Source organism: Mucilaginibacter sp. NFR10 (assembly GCF_900100445.1).
In the GTDB taxonomy this organism is placed as follows: Bacteria; Bacteroidota; Bacteroidia; order Sphingobacteriales; family Sphingobacteriaceae; genus Mucilaginibacter; species Mucilaginibacter rubeus.
Genome location: NZ_FMTV01000002.1, coordinates 94,440 through 117,133, shown reverse-complemented (window position 1 = coordinate 117,133; position 22,694 = coordinate 94,440). Strand labels below are relative to the sequence as shown.

Below are 22,694 nucleotides of genomic sequence, written 5' to 3'. Positions count from 1 at the left end.
GCAGCTATTTGATAATATATATTATCAAAACTCCATGGCATGATCTTAACGGGCATCTGCCCAATCAGCTTCGGTAAAGGCTGGATTTATTTTATAATCGTTATATGTAATGCTGCTTTTTTGCGCACCCTCTGTTTGTAATTCGGCGGCAGGGAAAACAATACCATCAACCGTTTTAAAACCGGTAAAAGCCGATATCTGCACTACCGAACCTACTTTAGTACCTTCGCCAACCAGCTGATTTTTACCGTCTAACACTGCAAAACTGGTTACGCCGTCAAAACTATAGCTCACTATCATCACGTTATTTTTGCCCTCCTGTGCCTTAACATTTTGAATATGGTCGAGGTTCTCTTTCCTGAATAATAACGCTCCTGAACGGAAACCTTGTTTCAATTGCGATATGCGGGAAGATGAAAGCGGTTTTTTATCGCCGTTACGCCATTGCCAGCCATTATCACCTTCCATTTGCTCAACCTGCAACAACTTCCCACCTTTGCGAATCTCAGAGCGGACACGATGAGCAGACAGGTCAATCTTAATGGTAAAATCGAGGCCCGTCATCGTAGCAGAGATCTGCATGGTTTTAATTGCATTGAGCTTTGCACCGCCGTGTACTTCGGCAGCCTTGTTTAATAAACCCGCAGCATCATTATCACCGGTTTCAGCTGCCTGATTTCCGGCAGTTGTTTTGGCATTGCCGGAAGACCCGGATGTTGTTTTAGATGAGGATGACGCGCTTTTGGGTGCTTTGTCCTCCATAAAATAAATATTGCCGTCAATGGCAGCCATTACCGGTTTTTCACCGGGGCGGCAAAAGAAACTATGCGTTTCGGTTTTACCTGTATTGTAATTTAGGGTAAGTACTCCATCTTTAATTGTATAGGTACCTGCCCCGCTGTCTTTGCGACTTCCGCCGCCGCCAATGCCTTCACCCGATACCATAGTGGCCGAAGAACTATTTTGGCTAAAATTACCCTTCCCATCAAAATAAAGGCCTTTTGAGCCCGATGTGCCAACAAATACCTGCCCGGTATTTCCGCCTCCCATGCTACTTGCGTGGGTAAATTGATAATAACCCGCAGGTACCCTATCGGCAGTATTGAGCTTTAAGATACTGAAAGAACCTGCATCGATATCGCCGTCAGATTCAATTTTATATTCCTGTTTGGCGCCTTTGAGATACTGCAGCTTGAGCGTACTGCCCTGTACCTGGTAACGGCCTGCAACATGTGTTTTCCAATCGGGCTTTTCAAGCAAATCGTTAAAAGTACCATCGGGCCTTAACTGGAACACAACATCACTGCGGCCCATGCCTCCCCCCATAGTAACAGGTAAGGTTATTTCAATACCGGCGTAAACGCCGCTTACATTTTTTGGTTGCGCGCCGGCATTAACGCCGGCAAAAAGTGTGATAAGCAAACCTAACACAAAAGCTTTCATAGTATCGGCAGGAAAAAATTCTACGATTCAGATTTAACTATCAACTCCTGCACGATAAAAATGTTTTTAGCCTAATGATAAGGTTTTGTTAAATTTTACCGGCCGACTAATACTTTAACGCCGTCTTAAAAAAGCCGACAGCCAAGCTGTCCACCTGTAAGTGAATGGCATGCCTGTTAACCGAAGGATCATCGGTAAAATATATCGGAGCTTCTTTTTTTACTGCGTCAATGGCCTCGCCAAGCATTACGTAATGGCCTATCTTACCGGGCAGCTCTGTATATTTTGATCTACCAATGAGCTGATGATAATGCCTTGCATTGGTTTTAACCGGGGCTATGCTATCACTTTGCGAGCCTACAATATACAAGGCGCCTTTAATATCAGCTACCTGCTCTTTACGAGTGAAACCAAAGCCTAATGCGGGCGATATGGAAAAGAATGCTTTGATCCGGTTATCTTTTAGCGGGGGCACATGTTTGGAATCGGCGATCATGGAGCTATCGTCCAGTAATTTTACCAAGCCCGGAAATTCGGGGATTTCCAGCTCTTTGCGGCCTGTGGTTTTGTAATAGTTGCGGGCCTGTTCAAAATCGAGCTTTGCACCGGCCAGGGCGATCATAGTATAGCCGCCAAATGAAAACCCGGTTGCGCCTATTTTTTGCTGATTAATAAGGGGGCCGATCTCGGGGTTATTCAATAAGGATGTAAGAGCAAAACTGATATCCAGCGGGCGTTCCCATGGCTTAACAAATTCAAGGGGAATTTTATGATCGTAGGTATTGCCATAATGATCGACAGCAGCAACTATACAACCGCTGTTTGCGATGGCCTGGGCCAGCCACTCCAAAGTTAACCGGCCGCCACCTGTGCCATGCGAGAGCAGGATAAGCGGCAGTTTATTTGCGGGAAGCTTGCCATTACGGACCGTCGGTTGCCGTAAAAAGGGCGAAAAATGCTTATCTGCAGGCTTCAATGTATCGGCAGTTGGATACCAGATTTCGGTTACCACCGGACGGTTATTACGGCTTTCGTCCTTAAAATTGAGGGTACGCTCGCCTAAGTTTTGGGCAATCGCAAGATGGCCTGATAGCAAGATTATAATAATGGTGAAGGTTTGTTTCCACATAATGTTAGCGTTTATATCACAAAGCAACACATTCAGTGAGTCAAAAAGATTGACAATAGTCAATAAATCACTTTTTTGATTTAAGGCGGCTCAGGGTTTCCTGAGAGATGCCAAGGTAATCGGCAACTATTTTATTGGGCAGTCTTTTGATGATTTCGGGCTGGGTTTGCATCAGGATATTATAACGGGCTTTTGAATCCATAGTGATAAGGCTTTCTATCCGCTGGATGGATGCGATATAATCAAGCTCAAGACCCGTACGGTACATAGTTTCAAAGCCGGGGATCTCCTTCAGTAGCAAATCGCGATCTGCATAGCTCAATACCAATAATTCTGATGGCTCGGGGCTTTGAATAGATGCAACAGAGGGCTCTTTCAATATGAAACTCGGGAATGCGGTACCCATGCGCCCTTCAAATATCAGGAACCGGGTTGATTCGTTGCCCTCATCATCGGTTAAAAACACGCGGAGGCATCCTTTTACCACAAAATATAAATGCTTTGCGATGCTCCCCTTTTCAACCAGTATCTCGTTTCGTTTGGTAAAACGGGTTTTAAAACAATTAGCAATCAGCCGCTCATGTTCAGGCGAGAGGATTAATTTATCTTCAAGATGTTGTTTTAAAGCAGGATGCATAGTTGCAATTTATGCACTTAGCATTGGGTTGACAAATTCCAGATTATTTTAACCTGTGAAGACTTACGAAGTTTTAGAAACTTCGTAAGTCTGGGTCTACAACATATAAGGGATAAGCACAGTCTGCTGCTAAGTAAGCAGCTTATTATACAAGCTGTAATTTTCGTTATCGAAGCAGACAAATATGACTTTCTCAACTACTTCGTTATCTGACAAAAAATCTTTAACCGTTTTAACAGCGATTGCCGCAGCCCTGTCCTTTGGAAAATGATAAATGCCGGTACTGATATTAGGAAAAGCTACGGTATGCACATCATTTTGGGCAGCAAGCTTCAAACTATTTAAATAAGCGGATTGCAAAAGTTCATTCTCACCTCTTTTACCACTATTGTAAACGGGGCCAACTGTGTGGGTCACATATTTAGCCGGCAGCTTACCGCCGGTTGTAATTACAGCCTGCCCGGTTTTGCAGCCGCCCTGCCGGGCTACTATCTTACGACAATCTTCCAGAATCTCCGGTCCGCCGGCGCGATGGATAGCGCCATCGACACCGCCGCCGCCCATGAGCGAGGTGTTTGCCGCGTTTACAATGGCATCAGCTTTAATTTTTGTGATATCGCCCTGTACTAATTCAATAGTGCCATAATATTTTAAATTATAGCAGATAAACAAACAGGAAAGTGTTTTGCTTTTAGAAATAAAGTTGCACCATTTTACGCCAGTAACGGGCGCGGTGTGCTTCCTCGTGCCAAATATACAAGCTGTTTTGGATGCCTTTGCTGGCCAATACGGTGCTTAGGTATTTATTATCTTCCAAAAATGCATCCTCCTCGCCCACGGCCAGGATAATTTGGAGACGCTTGATCTGGTCAATAATTTCGGGGCTATGCAGGTTATTTAAAAACTGGTTAGGCATATTGAAATACACATTCTCATCGCGGTACCCATCTAACAGGTCGCGGAAATTGCCCATAGCCTGGGTAATGTCATAGCGCCCGCTCATACCTACTACTTTCACAAATACCAAGGGATGTTTAAACGCTATGTTAACCGCATGATAGGCCCCCATGCTGCAACCTGCCGAAATAATTGAACCGGCGGCGTTAAGTATTTTCATTAAGGGCACTACCTCCTGTAAAATGTATTGCTCATACTGAAGGTGCCTTTCCATGCGATGGTAGGGATGACTGAACTCATTATAAAAGCTTTCACGGTCGATGCTATCCACACAGTAGACCTGCAGGTGACCTGCCTCAATTTTACTGCGTAAGGCTTCAATTACTTTCCAGTCTTCATAATCATAAAACCGGGCTGTGCGGGTGGGAAAAAATAGAACAGAGGCGCCCGCATGGCCAAAAACCAGCAATTCCATATTGCGCTGAAGCGACGGACTGAACCACTTGTGGTACTCTCTTTTCATCTTTTAAACCGCTGAAAGATGACAAATGCGTGTAAACCCTATATTAAGCTAATTTGATACTTTGTGGCATTCGCTGTAAAACAGCTTTTTTCCACAAAGCGTAACCGGCGCTGCTCAAATGCAAACCATCTTTATCATAATATTCTCGTATTGGTTTACCGGAAGCATCTATCATCTGATTAAATATATTGATGAACTGCCAGTTTTTATGGCGGTGTATTATCTCGTTTTCAATTAGGCTATTGGTGTACCTGTACTTTTCAACAATAGGCCAGCGGGCAAGGCTTGGCTTAAGCGATATATAATAGCAGGGAATGTTACCAAAAAGCCGCTCAACCTCGACAGTGAGCTGCTTAAAAAATATAAAAACTTCTTCAGGGTTGCGGCCATCGCCGAGATCATTATCGCCCGCATACACTACGATGGATTCGGGGTTATAAGAATGCATTATACGCTCAAAAAACCATACGCAAGCAGCCAGTGTAGAACCGCCAAAGCCAAGGTTAACTGGTTGCATGTCATCAAAATCAACATCAAGCGTATTCCACAAACGAATGGATGAGCTTCCATAAAAAATTACCCGCGGCACATAATCAAGCTTGGTTCGCTTAATTTCCAGCTGCTTCACATCCTCTTCGTACCAGATCATATTCTTTTATAGTAGGGCCGTATTAATTTAAGCGCTAAAGATAATACAATAGCCCTAACTTAATGTAACGATGATAAAACTAAAAATGTAAAAATGACTATTATTCTGCCGCTTCTTCACCTTTGGTGCCCAGCTTAACAATATCACCTTCTTTAAAAAGGATAGCTTGCAGCGTAGTACGCCATACCGGCTTTTTGCGCAGTAAAAACTCAAGGTCCATACCAAAGTGCTTAAACTCCTCCTGCTGTGCGTTTTGCATAATGGCTTTGGCCTGGTTATCTTTCTCGACAGAAATCCGCTGTTCGTACCAGTTTATAGCCTCAGCCTCTTCGGTTAATGAAACTATCATTCGGGCAAAGGTGCGGGTTTCGTCGGATAGTTCATTTGCCGGCTCGTGATATTGATCAAATGACATAATACTTTTTTTAAGGAGATAAGTATTATGTAAACGCTTTTGTTTTAAGGTGTAAGTATTTAGAATGGTTATTAACCCACGTGTTTCCTGATTTTGATATTAACCAGTTTGGATGTGGGCGTATTACTTTGTTCGGCAACGCTGTTGATAGGAACCAGTACATTGGCCTCGGGGTAATAGGTCGCTGTATTCCCTTCGGGGATGTTGTAAGGCACAACTACAAACAACCTCGCTACCCGCTCAACACCATCATCATAATTAAACAGGTCAACTTTTTCCTGCGCCCTGAAACCGGCTTTTTTCATATCTTTTGCATTCATCAAAATTACCCGGCGCTCATTGTGAATGCCCCGGTAGCGGTCGTCAAGGCCATATATGGTGGTGTTAAACTGATCATGACTGCGGATGGTTGCCATATGGTATTCGTCGGCAGCCAGTTCATGCTTCGGCAACGGGGCGATATTGAAAGGCACAACAGCTCCATTCTTTTCGGTGATAAACTTACCCTCGCGGGCGGCGTTTGGCAGGTAAAAACCGCCGGGCAAACGTACCTTTTGGTTATAATCCTCACAGCCCGGAATGACTTTGGCAATCGCGTCGCGCACAGCATCATAGCTTTGTGCGTACTTATCCCAGTCGACAACGGCACGATTACCTAATGTGGCTTTAGCAAGATTACAAATGATCTGGTTCTCGTTCATCAGATGTTCAGATACAGGCTTCAGCATCCCTTTTGACATTTGGACAACCCCCATGGAGTTTTCACAGCTTATAAATTGATCCTCGCCATTTACAACATCTTTATCGCTTCGTGACAGTGTTGGCAAGATCAAAGCTTCTTCACCATGAACCAGATGGCTACGGTTTAATTTGGTTGATACATGTACCGAAAGTTTAAGTTTACGCAAGGTCTGTGCCGTAAACAGGGTATCCGGCGTAGCCGAAAGGAAATTGCCGCCCATGGCAAAAAACACTTTAAGTTTGCCTTCGTCCATAGCTTTAATAGATTCAACAACATCATAACCATGGCCCCGCGGCGGCTCAAAACCAAAAACTTCCTTGAGTTTATCCAACTGCTTCGGTTTTGGCTTATCCCAGATCATCATGGTACGGTTACCCTGTACGTTGCTATGACCACGCACCGGACACAAACCGGCACCGGGTTTACCAATGGCGCCTTTAAGCATGGCCAGGTTCACAATTTCTTTTACGGTATCCACTCCGTTTTTATGCTGGGTGATGCCCATAGCCCAGCAAATAATGATGCGGCTTTTATTTTTAATCAAATCAACCGCCTGTTCAATTTCATTCACTGTTAAACCGGCAGCTTTAGCCAGGTCGTCAACCTCATATTGGTTCAGACTGTCTAAAAAGGCAACGTAACCGGTAGTGTTCTTTTTAATAAATTCATGATCGAAGACGCTGCCGGGATTTTCCCGCTCGGCTTTATATAGCAGTTTTTCCATGGCTTTTAGCAAAGCCATATCACCGTTTATTTTTACCTGCAGGTACAGATCGGCCAATTGCGTTTTGATACCTAAAATGCCTTTTACCGTTTGCGGGTTTTTAAAACCCATTAACCCAGCCTCATGCAAGGGGTTTACCGCAATGATCTTTGAGCCTTTCTGCTTAGCCTTTTCAAGCGCGCTAAGCATCCGGGGATGATTGGTACCTGGGTTTTGCCCCATGATAATGATTACATCGGTATCGTAAAAATCATTAAGGGTGACTGTGCCCTTGCCAATGCCAATAGTATCGGCAAGGCCAACACCGGTACTTTCATGGCACATATTGGAGCAATCGGGCATGTTATTGGTACCAAACTCGCGCACAAATAACTGGTAAGTAAATGAAGCCTCGTTACTGGTACGGCCGGATGTATAAAATGCAGCTTCATCGGGCGACGCCAAGCCGTTAAGCTCATTCGCTATTTTTTTAAACGCGAAGTCCCAGTTTACCGGTGTGTAATGTGTAGCTCCTTTGGCCAGATATACTGGTTGGGCTATGCGTCCCTTCTTCCCTATCTCATAATCGTTAAGTTTGGCAAGATCCGCTACCGAATTTTCAGCAAAAAAATCACCAGTGAGCTTTTTGGTAGTAGCTTCTTCGGCAAGGGCTTTAGCACCATTTTCACAGTATTCGGCAATGGGCGAACGGTCGTCATCCGGGTCGGGCCAGGCACAGCCAGAACAATCAAAACCGCTCTTTTTGTTCATATGAAACAAGCCTTCCATACCTCTTGCCAGGCCTGCTTCCTTTAATATATCAACCATAGCCACTGTAACAGCAGGGATACCCGCCGCCCAGTCTTTTGGATGTGTTATTTTCAGGTCGAGTAGCTCCTCAGGATTCTCTGCTGCCGGTCCTTGTTCTGCTTGCTTGCTCATGGCTTTTTAGCTGCTAAGGGATTAGGATAATTATCGCTTTGATCTTCGGCGACTTCATCCAAACACGTAAAATCTTTTTCAACCAGTAAATGCAAACTGCCGTGTTTACCTTCATAACCTACCTTATCGTCGTCGGCAAAGCCGGTGGCCACAGCTTTTGGCACATATAGTGTTATGGCATTCTCCTTATAGGTTGCCGAAAGATGCTCATCATCAACCAGTCTCAAAGCATAAATAAGCTGCTGACTGCCAAAATCGACGGTTTCCTGAACATAACCTTCTTCGGCCAGTTTGGTTACATCAGTTTTTGTGAGCCTGTATCTTAATGAATTACCTTTTATCCTTATTTTCATTGGTATCAATCAGTTTACACCGATGGTGCCGTTAGTACGGCCTCATCGGGGACCATTACCCGGTGCGCGCCCGCGTAAATATTAAAGCGCTCATCGCGTAAAAAGCCAATCAGTGTAATATTAAATTCGTTTGCCAGTTCTATAGCCAGGCTTGACGGCGCACCTACTGCCGCAATAATACTGATGCCTGCCATCGCGGCCTTTTGAATAAGCTCAAAACTCGCCCTGCCGCTAAGTAACAATACTGTTTGCTGCAACGGCAGCCAGTTATACATCATAGCAGCACCTATCAGCTTATCTAAAGCATTATGCCTGCCTACGTCTTCTCTTAATAATAACAGTTCACCCAAAGGAGTAAACAAAGCCGATGCATGCAAACCGCCCGTATCATCAAATACCCGCTGGTGCCCGCGCAAAATCTTCGGTAACTGATTAAGTACCAAACTATTGATCACATTGCCATCATCTGCCCCGGCGGCAAAATTGCTTACTGTGCGAATAGCGCTGATAGAACCCTTTCCGCACACACCGCAACTGCTTGTGGTATAAAAATTCCGTTCGGTATTTTGAAGGTACGGCAGTGCATCCTGTTCAAGTGTTACCAGCATGGTATTCTTCTTGTTTTCAGCGCAGGTTATAAAGCTGTGTTTAGCTGATTTTATCTCATCTGCATTTTTAATAATGCCTTCGGTAAAAAGGAAACCGGTTGCCAGTTCGGCATCATGACCGGGGGTACGCATAGTTACAGAGATATTACGTAACTCCCTGCCGTCTGCAGGGCCATATTCCAGTTTAATTTCAAGTGGTTCTTCAATGGCTATGCTATCCTCTTCCCTTGCGCTTCGGTTAGCGTTAACTTTTACAACCGGGATATGAATAACTGATGGCGTAGACATACTCAAAGATACAATTTATGGCATAGTTTGTTTATGCAAGTTTACATGCAGAAGGCAAGTTTAAGTCCCTTCGTTTGAATTGTTTTTGAGGCAAGCGTCTGCAAAACAGCCGTTAACTTAGGCTGGCAAAGGGTTAACAGGGTTAACAGAAATTCGAACAATTTTATACTATCTAATTAACAATCAATTAATTACATTAAAAATAGTATTAACACATGTAAACCCCGGCAAGGTTAAGGCTTCACGCTTATTTTTTGTTTAGGCTCAAACCCGGAGGCTTTAACCCGCATAATGAACTACATATGTTGATTTGTTAAATTTAAAACCCAGTACTCGTTTTGTAAGCTAATTTGAATATTTTTGAGATATGAAGATCAACATACTGGCTTTTGGAGTGGCTAAGGAGATATTTGGAAGCAGCGAAGTTAGCCTGGAAATGACCAACGATGCTACTATCTCCAATTTAAAATACCTGCTTGAGCAACAATACCCGCGTTTAAAGCAGCTTTCATCCTACATGCTGGCTGTTAACAACGAATATGCCCTGCCCGGCGATACTATTCACGAACGCGACGAAATAGCGATCATTCCGCCGGTAAGCGGGGGGTAGATCAGTTTGCAGTTTTTAAGTAGCAGTGGCAGTAAACTTTTTAGCGGCAGTTTACAGTTTTTAGTGGGCAGCTTGCAGTAGTATTTTAGGACTTACCTCAATTTCATCAATATTAAACAATCAACTTAATATAGAATGGCCATCAGAAGCGCAACGCTTGCCGATCATACTGCAATATCAAATTTGCTAACACAATTGGGTTATCCAGGCACTGAAGATTTTTTGCCGGGTAACCTTGAACGAATGTTAGAGCAACCTTCATCGAAGGTTTTGGTTTATGAAGATGAAGGTAAGGTTGCAGGTTTTATCGCCATTGATTTTTTAACTCAACTGGTTGTTAAGGGTGATTTTATTCGCATCAGTTGTTTTTCTGTTGATGAAAACACCCGGGGCAAAGGTATTGGTAAGGCTCTTGAGGGTTATATTACCGAACTTGGCAAAGAACGTGATGCCGACAGGATAGAGGTGCACTGCCATACACGCAGGACCGACGCCCACCGGTTTTATTACAAGCAGGGTTATACTGAATCGCCCAAATACCTCATGAAATCATTGGCAGATAAAATATAGATTTGCATTGCTATGAACACACAGATCCTCCTATCGGCCCAAACACTGGATATCCAATCATGTATCGACTGGATCATGTCACATGAATCCGGGGGGATAGATGTATTCATTGGTACCGTACGCAATTCAACCAAAGGAAAAAAAGTTTTAAGGCTCGATTTTGAAGCTTACGAGCCAATGGCCATCAGCGAAATGAATAAGATTGTTGCCTGGGCCTTTGAACGCTGGCCGGTACAAAAAATACTGATCCACCACCGTACCGGATTGCTGCAGGTTGGCGAGGTACCGGTTGTTATTGCCGTTTCAGCAGCGCACCGTGACGCTGCCTTTGATGCCTGCAGGTACATCATCGATACACTTAAACAAACCGTCCCTATCTGGAAAAAAGAAAGCTTTGAGGACGGCGATGTCTGGGTAGCAGCACATCCTTAGGATTTGGGATGTTGGATTTCGGAACTTGAAATTCGGATTTTTCAATTTTCAATGGGAGATTTTCCTCGTCGTTGTTGGTGTTGTCACCAACAACTCCCGCTCCGTAGCTGCCGCTTGTTGGAGGTTTCGTCATTATAAAAGCTTAGGATACAAAAAAGTTGTTGGTGACAACACAAACAACGGCACAAACTTTCGATTCAAATTAAAAAAATCCGAAATCGAAATTCCGATATCCGAAATCATTTAATCAGCCTTATACTCTTCTAACCCGCCTTCCAATGAAAACACATCGGCCTCGGGGATCATTTTGAGGATAAGTTTTACGGATTCCTCGCTTCGTTTACCTGATGAGCAGTAAAGGACTTTGGTATTCGGGCTGGTAAAGTAGGCCAGGTACTCTTCTATTTCGTCCAGCGGGATATGCGTACCGCCAATATCATAGGCTTCACGCTCGTGGATGGTACGCACGTCAATAAGTTCTACCGTATCATCTAAAAGGATCCGTTTTTTTAGTTCATCTGCATTGATGGTTGGAATAGTGATAGTTGTTTTTAACCTGCGGATATGTGTTTTTGTTACCGGGCCAATCTTAAAGATGCGGCTTTGCATGCTTTGTGCATCAAAGATCAGCACTTTCCCGGCCAGTAATTCACCGGTTTTGGTAATGTACTTGATTACTTCATTGGCCTGCATACAGCCAATGATTCCGGCCAGTGTAGGTACTACTCCGCCTTCAGTACAGTTAGGGATCTGGGTAGCATCCACTTCGGGGAACAAATCACGATAATTGGGCGAATTTGCCCCTTTGGGGTTGCTTACGTTCCAAATGGCAACCTGCCCTTCAAACTGATAAATGGCACCATAAACAAGCGGCTTACCGGCCAAAACACAGGCATCATTAAGCAGGTAACGGGTTTCGAAATTATCGGTACCATCCAGCACAATGTCGTAATTGTTGATAACATCCATCACATTATCGGATGTTATTTTGATGGCATGAGGTACGAGCTTAATACTCGGATTTTGAGCCTGTAGGCGTAAACAAGCCACTTCAGCTTTATTTTTCCCCTCATCAGCAGGGTTATATAATACCTGGCGGTGCAGGTTACTTATCGATACCTGGTCAAAGTCGGCAATACCCAATGTACCAATTCCGGTTGATGCCAGGTATTGTGCAGCCGGGCAGCCCAACCCCCCAGCCCCAACAACCAGTACGCGGGCTTCCTGCAATAATTGCTGGGCTTCCTCGCCAAAACCAGGCAGCGCTATCTGGCAGTTATATCGTTGTAAATCCTGATTCATTAGTAACAACTATTGTATGGTGGATCATTGATTTTACTTTCTCCAATTCTTCAGGCGTATTCACATTGGTCAGCGCCTCCTGTTGTGGGGCGTTTAACAATGTAATATCACTATTGATCAAAACCTTGCGCGGGCATGAATACCCTTGCGCCAGAAACGATAGCAGTACAGGGTAGCTTTTAGGCTCCCATATGGCTATCAAAGGTTCCGGGAAATCAGTTACCGGACTGTGATAAGCCGTAGCTACCGACGAACTGTTTCGCCAGGCCACTAAATTGCGAAGGGTAGCTTCATCCATCAAAGGCAAATCGCAGGCTATAATCAGCCAGGCGGCATCCGGCTGTTCGCGAAAAGCGGAAAGAATAGCCCCATAAGGTCCTAAACCAGTAAATGTATCCTCAATAACGGGATAAGCCGGGTCAATTTCCTGCTGCTGGCCGGGGCGACCGGAAATGTAAACCTCCCGACAAAAGGTTTTAAGCAGATCGGCCATATAATACCGTTGCTGCTTGCCATGCCATTTGGCCGCACCTTTATCAAAACCCATTCGGGTACTTTTACCGCCGGCCAATACCAGTCCATTTAAAACGGGTTTGGCTAACTTTAATGCGGCTTCAAAAAAGGCAACGATCTTTTCACGTTCATCTACTTTTAAAATTGGGATCTGATGCCAGTTGGGTGTAACTTCCTGTATAAAGTCCGGGATTTCGCTTGCATTATCGGCCAGCAGAAAAAGCTGAATATTATTGAGCTGACCTGTCCTTTTTTGCAGTGACGCCTCTTTATTAACGTCGATAATAACTACCTGGGCCTTAGCCTGCTGGTGATTTCCATTAACTAATACCAGGTCGGCAGACGAAAATTGCTGTTTAAGCTGATAAGGATATACCGGGTTTTGATAGTTAAACTGCTGATAGTTTACCTGGTCGGTATAATCAAGCGAAACGCCGCTCACCAATCTGCCGGGCAGCAAAGTAATATCATCATTATGTGACATATCCACATAAGCACATTTATAAACCGGAGAAAGTGAACGGATCACATCATCGGCCAATAATTTGATCACGGTACAGGGGCCACCTAAAATTGCCCATTCGTTACGGCCGAAGTTACCGGTTGAAGGGCGGGCCAGTTTAGCGTGTTTTTTATGCGTGCCTGATGGCTGGTTATGATCTTTTAAAGTCACGTTTACCTCCTGTTTTTGAGATCAGTTTGGTTTCTTTTATCACTATATCATGGCTCATGGCCTTGCACATATCATAAATAGTAAGTGCCGCTATTGAAGCGCCTACCAGCGCTTCCATTTCCACACCTGTCTTTGCCGTAATGCTTGCAGTACAGTCAACCACCACTTCCTGCTGCTCATTTATTCGGATAGTAACATTACAGTTATCCAAACCCAGCGGATGACAAAGCGGGATCAGGTCGCCGGTTTTTTTTGCGGCCATGATACCGGCGATGATAGCTGTTTGAAAAACGGGGCCCTTTTTACTCTGCAATTCATTCCCTGCTAAAAGTTCAAATACCTCTGCCGGCAAACTAATAATGCTACGCGCAGTAGCAGTACGGTGTGTAACCTGCTTTTCAGTTACATCAACCATATTAGGATCGCCTTGTTTGTTTATGTGGGTTAACATTATTTTTTATTATGATTACAATGATTTCTTATTGTGATTTCATCGATTTGTTAGGGCCATGATTCCTTTGTTTGTTTATAGCGACTTATTATGTTATGGATTCGATCAAATCAAAAAATCGGTGTAATCAACAAAGAAAATCGGTGAAATCCCAAAAACTAAAACCTCCAAACCTTAAACACCTCTCCTGCTTTAAAATTATTCTTTTCAGGCGGAAGTTCTAAAAAAGCTTCGGTATCTGCTAAGTTAGCAAAATCGCCCGAACCATTTCCTTCAACGGGTGTAGCTATCAATTGGCCCTGCCCGTTACTTTGCAGCTTTACCTGCAGATAGTATTGTAAAGCCGGCTGAAATGTAAAATCTTTTCCTAATACCGCATATGTGACGGCTTTCGCGGGCAAGCCGAGCGCTGCATTAAGCCATGTTAAAAAGTAACGGTGCAGGCACATAAATGTGGCTACAGGGTTACCCGGAAAAGCAAACACCAATGCACCGTTATTATGCCTGCCAAACCAAAAGGGTTTACCGGGCCGCTGGGCTACTTTATGAAACAACTTTTCAACCTTTAATTCCTCAAGTGCCTGGGGGATATAATCAAACTTCCCCATCGAAACACCGCCGCTTAGCAGCAGTACATCATAGTTTTGTAAACAGTATTGGATCTTTTCTTTAGTAACCGCGGGCTCATCGGGGATATGCAAAATATCAGCATCGGTACCATGTTGTTTTAAAACGGCTTTTACCATATAGCTGTTTGATTTGCGGATCTGGTACGGCAGCGGCGTTTCATGCACATCAACTAATTCATCTCCTGACGAAACTATTACCACCCGCGGCATTTTTTTAACAAGCAGGTGGGTTTTACCTACTGATGCCGCCACACTAATGATAGCGGGGCTTACCACCTGTCCTGCCGTTGATATAACATCATTTTGTTTTTTATCAAGGCCCTGCAAATGCAGGTTCTGCCCCTTTTTTATGTCGCGGGTGTGTACGCTCGCCGACCCGGCGATGATCTCCACATCCTCATAACGGATCACTGTATCAACCGAAGCGGGCAACACAGCACCGGTCATGATCTCGATGCATTCATCGGCGCTGTCGATTTGAACCGGCTCGTCACCGGCTGCCTGGGTAGCTTTGATCCGGAAAATATTGATTCCACTCTCAATAGCTTCATATCTTATAGCGATACCATCCATGGTTACCCGGTTAAAGGGCGGCAGATCACGATCGGCCTTCAGGTCTTCGGCCAGGGCACAACCCAGAGCCTGTTCAAACGGGAGGCTTTGAGTACCATAATCCCTGATTTGTGTAAGCACCAGTTTTTCAGCTTCTTCAACCGTTGTCATATATATGTAGTTTAAAAACTATCCGCCAATAGTGGCCATTGACTCGTGGATGCCTGTTTTGGCTACCCGTGCCCGCTCGGCTTCCCAGCCATCTGCCGGGCGGTGGCTAAAAGCAGTTAACAAGGCATCCTCCAATACTTCATCAGAAGCTCCCGCACGCATCAGATCTTTTAAATTGAGCACGCCATCATCATACAAACAGGTTTTTAACCCACCCTGAGGCGTTATGCGGATCCGGTTACAGCTGCCGCAAAATGTACGCGAATAAGCGGCTATAATACCAACTGTACCCTTATGCCCCGGGACCTGATAATTGTATGAAGTAGAATAAGCCGGGTCATCCAGTTTCTTTATTTGCGGATACTTGCTTTTTATTTCATCTAAAATGCGAAGATAATCCCAATGTAATCCATCGTACACATGACCATCGCCGTTAAAAGGCATTTCTTCTATAAACCTGACACTTACCGGCAACTCTTTGGCCAATTCAACCAGCGGGATAATATCCTGTATATTTTTGCCATCCATCACCACGGCATTGATCTTTACTTCCATATCATGGCTCAGCATGGCATCTAAGGCTGTCATCACACTGGCAAATTCGTCGCGGCGGGTAATGGTAAAAAAGCGGTTGGCATCCAGCGTATCCAGGCTCAGGTTTATTGACCGTACACCTATCTTTCTTAATTCGGGCACATAAGGAGCTGTAAGTACACCGTTAGTTGTAAGGCCCAGCTCTTTTAAGCCGTCCAGCCTGGATATAGCTGTGAGCAAATGCATAATATCTTTGCGTACAAAGGGCTCGCCCCCGGTAATACGGATTTTTTCGATACCCATTTTTACAAGCAAACTGCAGCTGCGCAGCATTTCCTCATAGGTCATGAGCTCGGCACGTGAAAGCCAGTTCAAGCCATCCTCAGGCATACAGTAAAAACAGCGCAGGTTGCACCTGTCTGTCACCGCGAGGCGCATATAGCTGATCTTCCGTCCATGATTATCTGTTAACAAAATATTGCTTTTTTATCCTGTAAATTTAATTAATTAACAGCCATTACACCTTTAAGTTTATGCACGGCAATTGTAAAAATAAGCATTACCCCGCTTGGAGATGTTTACGAAATGTATTTTTATTCCCTTCCTCAGTGATATATCCGGTCTGAAATAAAATTACAAAAGCGTAACAGGGTTACACCCCTTTCCCAATACACGCATAAAGCACAAAAAATCAAATTGTTATAAATGAATAGATCCGACTAAAACTTTAATTAAATTATTACCGTATTAAGGCAAGCATCCGCCCCAAAGAATTTATAAAAAGGAAGCCCCCTGAGCCTAACAAACATAAACCGCAGGACCGGAAGCTACAAAATGGTAATGCATGATCATTAACCAGGCATTACAACAACAGTTATACCAACATCTAATGTAACAGTAATAAAAATGACAGGGATTATTATTCTGGCAGCGGGCGCATCAAATCGTTTTGGCTCGCCCAAGCAAAACCAAATTTACCAGGGTAAAACCCTTTTACAGCGGGCAATTCAAACCGCGCTTACCTGCCTGCATTGCGAAAAAGTTATTGTGGTGTTAGGAGCCAATGAACAATTAATCCGTCCCAATATAGATGAACAACTTGTAGGCGTCATTCACAATCCGCGTTGGGAAGAGGGAATGGGCTCGTCAATAAAAGTTGGTGTAGCCGAAATTTTGAGGCTTGAACCCCGCATAACTTCAATTATCCTGATGCTTTGCGATCAGCCATTTGTTGATTCATTCCTGATATCACAATTAATGGAAAAAAAAGAAGTTAATGACTGCGGTATTATTGCCTGCGGCTATCGTGATGTTTTGGGCGCGCCCGCTTTGTTCGATATAAAATATTTCCCCGAACTACTTGACCTGCAAGGCTCCGAAGGTGCAAAAAAAATCATTGAAGCACATACCGATGACGTTTTTATACTCCCTTTTCCGCTGGGCGCTATTGACATTGACACCGCCGATGATTTAGAAAGGCTTAACCAGGTAGGATAAGATAATTAAGCCGAAGCAACCAGTTTATTTACACTGCGATATACAAACTCGTTAAAAATATGCCTGCGGGCAAACCGGCCGGGCGAATCAGCATTGATCAGTTTGATATAAACGGCTTTGGGCACGCCAAAATATTCATACACATTACCATCAAGAAAAGTAACTTTCAGTACCTGTTGCTTATACTCAAAATCGGCTATGTTTGATAACGTTGTGGTAGCTGTATAATCAGGCAAAGTTTGAGCACGGGTTTCAGGTGCAATGCTTACCAAAAAATGATAAGCTTCAATAATTGTTTTACTCTTCTCTTCTGCCTCTGCCCTGTTGTCGTCCTGAAACCTGTCGGGGTGCCAGGTTTTCATCATGCTTTTATAAACCGAACGTAACTCGCTTAACTCTGCATTTTCGGTCACGTTCAGGAGTTTCCTGTAGTCGCCAATTTTTTTCATTGTTTATTTAATTCTTTTTTATTGTCGATGAAGGGATTACAGGCAAAAAAGCGCTCAGCACCACCATGAAAATAACGGCGCGAAGGTACACTTTTTTAACGAGGAAAAACAGGAAGTTTTATTTATTAAACAATGATGATATGGAGTAAATATTAGCTAAAACTTTTATTAACATTCAACTTAATTCCTTACCCTGTTTGCAGCTTTAATTTAGCAGCATAAATGAATAAAATACGGTGGCAGCTGTTTAAATTATAAACCGTATTTTTGCGGGCTATGAAGTTTCCCAAATTTGCCGATCTGATACTGTTTGAGAACGACGACGTTATTGTTGTAAACAAACCGCCTTTTATAAGTTCACTTGATGAACGGGGCGAAGGCAGCAGCGAGATCAGCATGTTAAGGCTGGCTAAGGCTTATTGGGACGATGCGCAGATCTGTCATCGCCTTGATAAAGAAACATCCGGCGCGCTTATTTTTGCAAAAAATCCCGAGGCTTACCGGTCGGTTTCCATTCAGTTTGAAAAGCGTAAGGTTAAAAAAGTATATCACGCGGTTATTGACGGCACACATACTTTCGATAACCTGCTTGTTGATTTGCCTATATTAAATGTTGGCAAGGGCAGTGTAACCATCAGCAGGCAGGAAGGCAAGCGTGCCGAAACCTGGTTTCAGTCGTTAAAATATTATAAACATTATACTTTGGTTGAATGCCGCCCGGTTACAGGCCGTATGCACCAGATCAGGATCCACCTGGCTACACAAAGAGCCTCCATAGCCGGCGATGAGATGTATAAGGGCGAGCCTGTTTTTCTCTCTAAAATAAAGCGCAAATATCATTTGGGTAAAGATCAGGAAGAGCTGCCTATCATGAAGCGCTTTGCCCTGCATGCTTATGAAGTAACATTTCGTATCAATCCCGAAACCGAAGTTACCATCCATGCTCCATATCCTAAAGACTTTGAAACGCTTTTGAAGCTGCTTGATAAATTTGACAGTTAAAATTAAATGGTACAAAGTATTTGAAATTATCATGCGCCAACGTATTTTTATGCTCCATGCCGCGTAGCTTAAAAAAATTCCTCTACTGTTTTTTGCTGGTAATATTTGGTGTGAGCTATTCAAAAGCTGATCCTTATATATATCTTCCTGAAGACAGTCTTGTTCATTTTTTAAAGATCCAGAACAGGGATCTTCAGGATAAAAAACTGGTTAATTATATTAAGCTCCGCTTTCAGCAGGGGCCCGTAAATACAATCCCGCAGGGTAAAAATGAAGTTTATAAGGAGCTTGATAAATACGATGTGGGCGATAAGGAAGCTTTAAAATACTTTATTGAAAGCATTATTCAGAAACGCTTTTTAAAACTCCCCGAAGCTGAAAGTGCTATGGTTAAAGCCATTAATCAGGCTTCAAAGAACAAAGCCGATTTTTTGCTTTATTCGTTTATTAGCCATCTTGCTTTTATTCAAACAGATAAAGGCAACCCAATAGGCGCTATATACAGTTACGGCCTGGCTCAAAAACAAGCTTTAAAACTTAACGATCCGCTATTGCAGGTATTCTTGAACATCAATATATCCGATCTGTATTACAAACTCAACCTGTATAGCCAGTCATTATATTACCTTAACCAGGCATTCCATATCAAGGAGGAAAATAAGATAAAGGACGACAGATTTTACACGATAATAAGCTATAACAAGGCCGAGAATTTTTTTAGGATGAAAAACCTTGATTCGCTGCAGCGATGTCATGATGATTTAATGGGGCCAAACAACAAAAGTTATAAACTATTCAGCTACCAATATCGTACTGCCTATTATATATCGCTGTTAAAACATGATTATAACAAAGCTATAACACAAATCAAAAACCTTCAAAGGGACAAAAAATATGTACCTAACGATGTTGAGAAACAAAATCTGGCCGATGCTTTTTACCTGAACGGACAACCGGATTCGGCAAGCGCTATAGCTAACCAACTGCTCGCGCTTCCATATTCTGATAATCACCCTGAAATAAAGCATCATCTTTATCAATTGCTTGGAAAAATAGCCCGGGACAGGGGCGATTACAAACTGGCTGTCGAGAATTTTGACCTTGCATTGAAACAATCAGAAGAGAGCCTGAATAATACTACACAGGTGGGCAACGTATCGGCGCAAATAAAAATTGATAAAATTGAAACCTCGTTTACCGATACTGCCGAAAAATACAGGCGCGAACGCCTTATTTTGATCCTCATCAGCATTACCACAGTTTTCATGTTTGCTGTTATTGCCCTGTTATATCGCAGCGCCAGGCAAAAACGGCACTATGAAAAATTACTATATGATACCAAAAAAAACGAGCTGGCTTTTATCAACTCGCATGAGGTACGCAAACATCTTACCAATATATTAGGCCTTGTTGAGCTGATGAGCGAAAGCAAAGACAAAAAAGAGGAGTTTTTACAGGTTGAAAAGCATCTTTACGATTCGGCCACCAGGCTCGACGACGCTATTAAGAACATATCAGAAAAATTAAGCGACTAAGTTCCTGTATCAATAATTTTTATCTCAGCCTTACCGGAAGAGGCAAGTATATCTGCTTGTATTATACCTGCAAGGCTACCCCGTACATGCACATTTGCATTATTGATAAAAAACAGCCCTTATTCATTTCCGAAAATATGAAATTGTTAAAAACACAGTTTTACAGACCCTTTTTTACAGGTTTGCAGCTATAATTAACGTGTTATTGAAAAAAAATACAAAATTTCTTAACATTTGTAATGAATTTTGTAAAAATAATTTAAATTCGCCTTAATAATTATTGAGATTAATACAAAAACTATAATTAGAACCCCAACTTTACAAATTAATTAAAAAATGGCAACGAAACTCGAGTACATTTGGCTTGACGGCTATAAACCAACACAAAGCCTGCGTAGCAAAACAAAAATCGTTAAAGAATTTAGCGGAAAAGTAGAAGATTTAGATAACTGGAGCTTTGACGGTTCTTCAACTGAGCAGGCACCAGGTGGTTCATCTGATTGTATCTTAAAGCCAGTTTTTGTTGTTCCAGATCCGCAAAGAAAAAGCGCTTACTTAGTAATGTGCGAAGTATTAAGTGCTGATGGCAAACCACATGAATCAAACGGCCGTGCTACCATTGCTGATGATGATAATGATTTCTGGTTCGGTTTTGAGCAGGAATACTTCCTGTGGGATCCCGCAACAAACAAACCACTTGGTTTCCCTGCAGGTGGCTACCCTGGCCCGCAAGGCCCTTACTACTGTTCAGTAGGTGCAAACAATGCTTTCGGTCGCGAAATTGTTGAAGAACACTTAGACGTATGTTTAGAAGCAGGCTTAAACGTTGAAGGTATCAACGCTGAGGTTGCTGCCGGCCAGTGGGAATTCCAAATCTTTGCTAAAGGTGCTAAAGAAGCTGGTGACCAGATCTGGGTTGCACGTTATTTATTGGAAAGAATTGGCGAAAAATACGGAGTTGCTGTTAACTGGCATTGCAAACCGCTTGGTCAATTAGACTGGAACGGTTCAGGTATGCACGCTAACTTCTCAAATACTACTTTACGTACTGCAAACAGCAAAGAAATTTTCACAGCTATCTGCGAGTCTTTCCGCCCTGCAGTTGCTGAGTGTATCGCTGTTTACGGCGCTGATAACGATCAGCGTTTAACCGGTAAACACGAAACAGCTTCTATCCATGACTTTAGCTATGGTGTATCTGACCGTGGTGCTTCTATCCGTATCCCTCTGTACGCTGTTGACCACAACTGGAGCGGTTACCTGGAAGATCGTCGTCCTAACTCAGCTGCCGATCCATACAAAGTTGCTGCTGTGATCATCAAAACTGTAAAATCAGCTAAGCTTTAATCCCCCTAATAAATAGTTATTATTTTATCCCCCGGTTTATAACCGGGGGATTTTTTGTACCGGGATATTATGCTTTGAAATGCCTCAATTGTCGATTATCACCACAAGGCGTTGCCCGTTAGGCACTTCCAGGTTCCAGAGTTCGGCAATATCTGCTAAATTCACCTTAACAGTATCTCCTTTTAATTTACCTGCAGCCGCAAGCGCAAACATCTCCGGTAAAATCTCCCTAAAAAGTTCACCTACCTGTGCTTTTGACCATGCGCCAAGTCCCGACCCTGTTAACTGAAGATCAGCACTTCGGAGGGTTGCCGCCGAAAGCTGTACAAGATCTCCGGCCATACTACCTACAGATACATATCTTATTTTATTGGTAAATGAACCGTTACCCTTTAAGCAAGTAAGGATCATTTCGGCAGTATGCCCCCATAAATAGTCTATGACAATATCTATCGGTGTTTGCGAATGTACTGCTGATAACCGTGCTTTAAAGCCGTCATCATCCTGCGTTAAGGAAATAGTCTCATCGGCCCCAAGTGCCAACAGTTCGTTAAGGGATGCTTTGTTTCTACCGGTTGCAATTATTTTTTTTGCACCGTAGTGTTTGGCAATCTGTACGGCTACACGCCCGGTAAAGCCGGTGGCGCCATTGATAAGCACAACATCTCCGGGTTTGATATTGGCCTTAAATTTAAGTCCCATAGCGGCGCCAATAACTGCATTTGGCAAAGCGGCCGCAACGGCATCATCCACACCATCAGGTATTTTCACCATCCTGTTTTTATTTATAACAGCCTTTTCTGCCAGCATACCGCTTACACCTATACTATATACGCGTTTCCCATCTTCAAGAACACAAACACCGTCGCCACCAATTACACGACCGTTTTCATTAAGTGCATCGCTCGAATAATGCTTGCCCGATGCCCTGCTTTTGTCAAGATGTTTAATAGCTACTGCTTTTACACTAACCAATACTTCGTCGGGGTTTTGAACCGCCGGTTCAGGAAAATCTGTATATTGAGGTAGGCCTCCCTGTTGATACATTACTGCTGCTTTCATGTTATTTTTCTTTTTTTGATAACACAAAATTAGCCA

General features: G+C 43.3%; 24 protein-coding genes. 7 read left to right on the top strand and 17 right to left on the bottom strand.

All coding sequences use genetic code 11. The features are described from left to right. Positions 1 to 45: 45 nt before the first annotated feature. The 10 genes from BLP33_RS08305 to fdhD form a co-directional block, all read right to left on the bottom strand. Positions 46 to 1,443 carry a hypothetical protein gene (locus tag BLP33_RS08305; RefSeq protein ID WP_090526464.1) on the bottom strand — a complete coding sequence of 466 codons (1,398 nt, stop codon included), beginning with the start codon at positions 1,441 to 1,443 and terminating at the stop codon, positions 46 to 48. Between the two features lie 106 nt (positions 1,444 to 1,549). Further along, entirely contained in the window at positions 1,550 to 2,572 is a 1,023-nt protein-coding gene (locus tag BLP33_RS08300) for an alpha/beta hydrolase family protein (RefSeq protein ID WP_090526462.1), read from the bottom strand. 67 nt (positions 2,573 to 2,639) lie between these two features. Further along, positions 2,640 to 3,209, bottom strand: a complete 570-nt coding sequence (locus tag BLP33_RS08295) for a Crp/Fnr family transcriptional regulator (RefSeq protein WP_090526461.1) — start codon at positions 3,207 to 3,209, stop codon at positions 2,640 to 2,642. Positions 3,210 to 3,338: 129 nt separating this feature from the next. Next, a complete protein-coding gene (locus tag BLP33_RS08290; RefSeq protein WP_254780084.1) occupies positions 3,339 to 3,881 on the bottom strand; it encodes an O-acetyl-ADP-ribose deacetylase in 543 nt (180 codons plus the stop codon). Positions 3,882 to 3,900: 19 nt separating this feature from the next. Continuing rightward, positions 3,901 to 4,629, bottom strand: a complete 729-nt coding sequence (locus BLP33_RS08285; protein ID WP_090526459.1) for an esterase family protein — start codon at positions 4,627 to 4,629, stop codon at positions 3,901 to 3,903. Between the two features lie 43 nt (positions 4,630 to 4,672). Further along, positions 4,673 to 5,278: a GDSL-type esterase/lipase family protein gene (locus tag BLP33_RS08280; protein WP_090526457.1), complete on the bottom strand. Its 606-nt coding sequence runs from the start codon at positions 5,276 to 5,278 to the stop codon at positions 4,673 to 4,675. A 100-nt stretch (positions 5,279 to 5,378) separates the two neighbouring features. Continuing rightward, entirely contained in the window at positions 5,379 to 5,693 is a 315-nt protein-coding gene (locus tag BLP33_RS08275) for a ferritin family protein (RefSeq protein WP_090526455.1), read from the bottom strand. Positions 5,694 to 5,764: 71 nt separating this feature from the next. Beyond that, positions 5,765 to 8,080: an FdhF/YdeP family oxidoreductase gene (locus BLP33_RS08270; protein ID WP_090526453.1), complete on the bottom strand. Its 2,316-nt coding sequence runs from the start codon at positions 8,078 to 8,080 to the stop codon at positions 5,765 to 5,767. Then, complete coding sequence (locus BLP33_RS08265; protein ID WP_090526451.1) at positions 8,077 to 8,433, bottom strand: DUF7009 family protein; 357 nt, start codon at positions 8,431 to 8,433, stop codon at positions 8,077 to 8,079. Before BLP33_RS08265 ends, BLP33_RS08270 begins: the two co-directional genes overlap by 4 nt. Positions 8,434 to 8,447: 14 nt before the next feature. Beyond that, positions 8,448 to 9,329: a formate dehydrogenase accessory sulfurtransferase FdhD gene (gene fdhD, locus BLP33_RS08260; protein ID WP_090526449.1), complete on the bottom strand. Its 882-nt coding sequence runs from the start codon at positions 9,327 to 9,329 to the stop codon at positions 8,448 to 8,450. A gap of 367 nt (positions 9,330 to 9,696) precedes the next feature. Between fdhD and BLP33_RS08255 the strand changes: the two genes are divergently transcribed. The 3 genes from BLP33_RS08255 (at position 9,697) to BLP33_RS08245 (ending at position 10,941) form a co-directional block, all read left to right on the top strand. Continuing rightward, positions 9,697 to 9,939 carry a MoaD/ThiS family protein gene (locus tag BLP33_RS08255; RefSeq protein ID WP_090526447.1) on the top strand — a complete coding sequence of 81 codons (243 nt, stop codon included), beginning with the start codon at positions 9,697 to 9,699 and terminating at the stop codon, positions 9,937 to 9,939. Positions 9,940 to 10,074: 135 nt separating this feature from the next. Beyond that, a complete protein-coding gene (locus BLP33_RS08250; protein ID WP_090526445.1) occupies positions 10,075 to 10,509 on the top strand; it encodes a GNAT family N-acetyltransferase in 435 nt (144 codons plus the stop codon). A 12-nt stretch (positions 10,510 to 10,521) separates the two neighbouring features. Continuing rightward, positions 10,522 to 10,941: a molybdenum cofactor biosynthesis protein MoaE gene (locus BLP33_RS08245; protein WP_090526441.1), complete on the top strand. Its 420-nt coding sequence runs from the start codon at positions 10,522 to 10,524 to the stop codon at positions 10,939 to 10,941. A 243-nt stretch (positions 10,942 to 11,184) separates the two neighbouring features. Here the strand turns inward: BLP33_RS08245 and BLP33_RS08235 are convergent, their stop codons facing one another. From BLP33_RS08235 to moaA, 5 genes are all read right to left on the bottom strand, one after another. Next, positions 11,185 to 12,243, bottom strand: coding sequence for a HesA/MoeB/ThiF family protein (locus tag BLP33_RS08235; protein ID WP_090526437.1), 1,059 nt, complete (start codon positions 12,241 to 12,243; stop codon positions 11,185 to 11,187). After that, positions 12,218 to 13,429 carry an NTP transferase domain-containing protein gene (locus BLP33_RS08230; protein WP_217633142.1) on the bottom strand — a complete coding sequence of 404 codons (1,212 nt, stop codon included), beginning with the start codon at positions 13,427 to 13,429 and terminating at the stop codon, positions 12,218 to 12,220. Before BLP33_RS08230 ends, BLP33_RS08235 begins: the two co-directional genes overlap by 26 nt. Then, a complete protein-coding gene (moaC, locus tag BLP33_RS08225) occupies positions 13,410 to 13,880 on the bottom strand; it encodes a cyclic pyranopterin monophosphate synthase MoaC (protein ID WP_090526435.1) in 471 nt (156 codons plus the stop codon). The genes BLP33_RS08230 and moaC overlap by 20 nt, the downstream gene beginning before the upstream one ends. 158 nt (positions 13,881 to 14,038) lie before the next feature. Next, entirely contained in the window at positions 14,039 to 15,232 is a 1,194-nt protein-coding gene (locus BLP33_RS08220; RefSeq protein WP_217633141.1) for a molybdopterin molybdotransferase MoeA, read from the bottom strand. An 18-nt stretch (positions 15,233 to 15,250) separates the two neighbouring features. Beyond that, entirely contained in the window at positions 15,251 to 16,240 is a 990-nt protein-coding gene (moaA, locus tag BLP33_RS08215) for a GTP 3',8-cyclase MoaA (protein WP_090526431.1), read from the bottom strand. 432 nt (positions 16,241 to 16,672) lie between these two features. Here moaA and BLP33_RS08210 point away from each other — a divergent pair, with 432 nt between their 5' ends. Continuing rightward, entirely contained in the window at positions 16,673 to 17,263 is a 591-nt protein-coding gene (locus BLP33_RS08210) for a nucleotidyltransferase family protein (protein ID WP_090526429.1), read from the top strand. 5 nt (positions 17,264 to 17,268) lie between these two features. Here BLP33_RS08210 and BLP33_RS08205 read toward each other — a convergent pair whose 3' ends face one another. Beyond that, positions 17,269 to 17,712 (bottom strand): KTSC domain-containing protein, encoded by a 444-nt coding sequence (locus BLP33_RS08205; protein WP_090526427.1) that lies wholly within the window; start codon positions 17,710 to 17,712, stop codon positions 17,269 to 17,271. Positions 17,713 to 17,988: 276 nt separating this feature from the next. Here BLP33_RS08205 and BLP33_RS08200 point away from each other — a divergent pair, with 276 nt between their 5' ends. The 3 genes from BLP33_RS08200 (at position 17,989) to BLP33_RS08190 (ending at position 21,596) form a co-directional block, all read left to right on the top strand. Continuing rightward, positions 17,989 to 18,714 carry an RluA family pseudouridine synthase gene (locus BLP33_RS08200; RefSeq protein WP_090526425.1) on the top strand — a complete coding sequence of 242 codons (726 nt, stop codon included), beginning with the start codon at positions 17,989 to 17,991 and terminating at the stop codon, positions 18,712 to 18,714. 20 nt (positions 18,715 to 18,734) lie between these two features. Further along, positions 18,735 to 20,249, top strand: a complete 1,515-nt coding sequence (locus BLP33_RS08195) for a hypothetical protein (protein WP_139159957.1) — start codon at positions 18,735 to 18,737, stop codon at positions 20,247 to 20,249. Positions 20,250 to 20,585: 336 nt separating this feature from the next. Next, positions 20,586 to 21,596 (top strand): glutamine synthetase beta-grasp domain-containing protein, encoded by a 1,011-nt coding sequence (locus tag BLP33_RS08190; protein ID WP_090526420.1) that lies wholly within the window; start codon positions 20,586 to 20,588, stop codon positions 21,594 to 21,596. A gap of 84 nt (positions 21,597 to 21,680) precedes the next feature. On the opposite strand, the gene BLP33_RS08185 is transcribed toward BLP33_RS08190, so the two are convergent. After that, entirely contained in the window at positions 21,681 to 22,658 is a 978-nt protein-coding gene (locus tag BLP33_RS08185) for a quinone oxidoreductase family protein (protein ID WP_090526418.1), read from the bottom strand. Positions 22,659 to 22,694 lie beyond the last annotated feature (36 nt).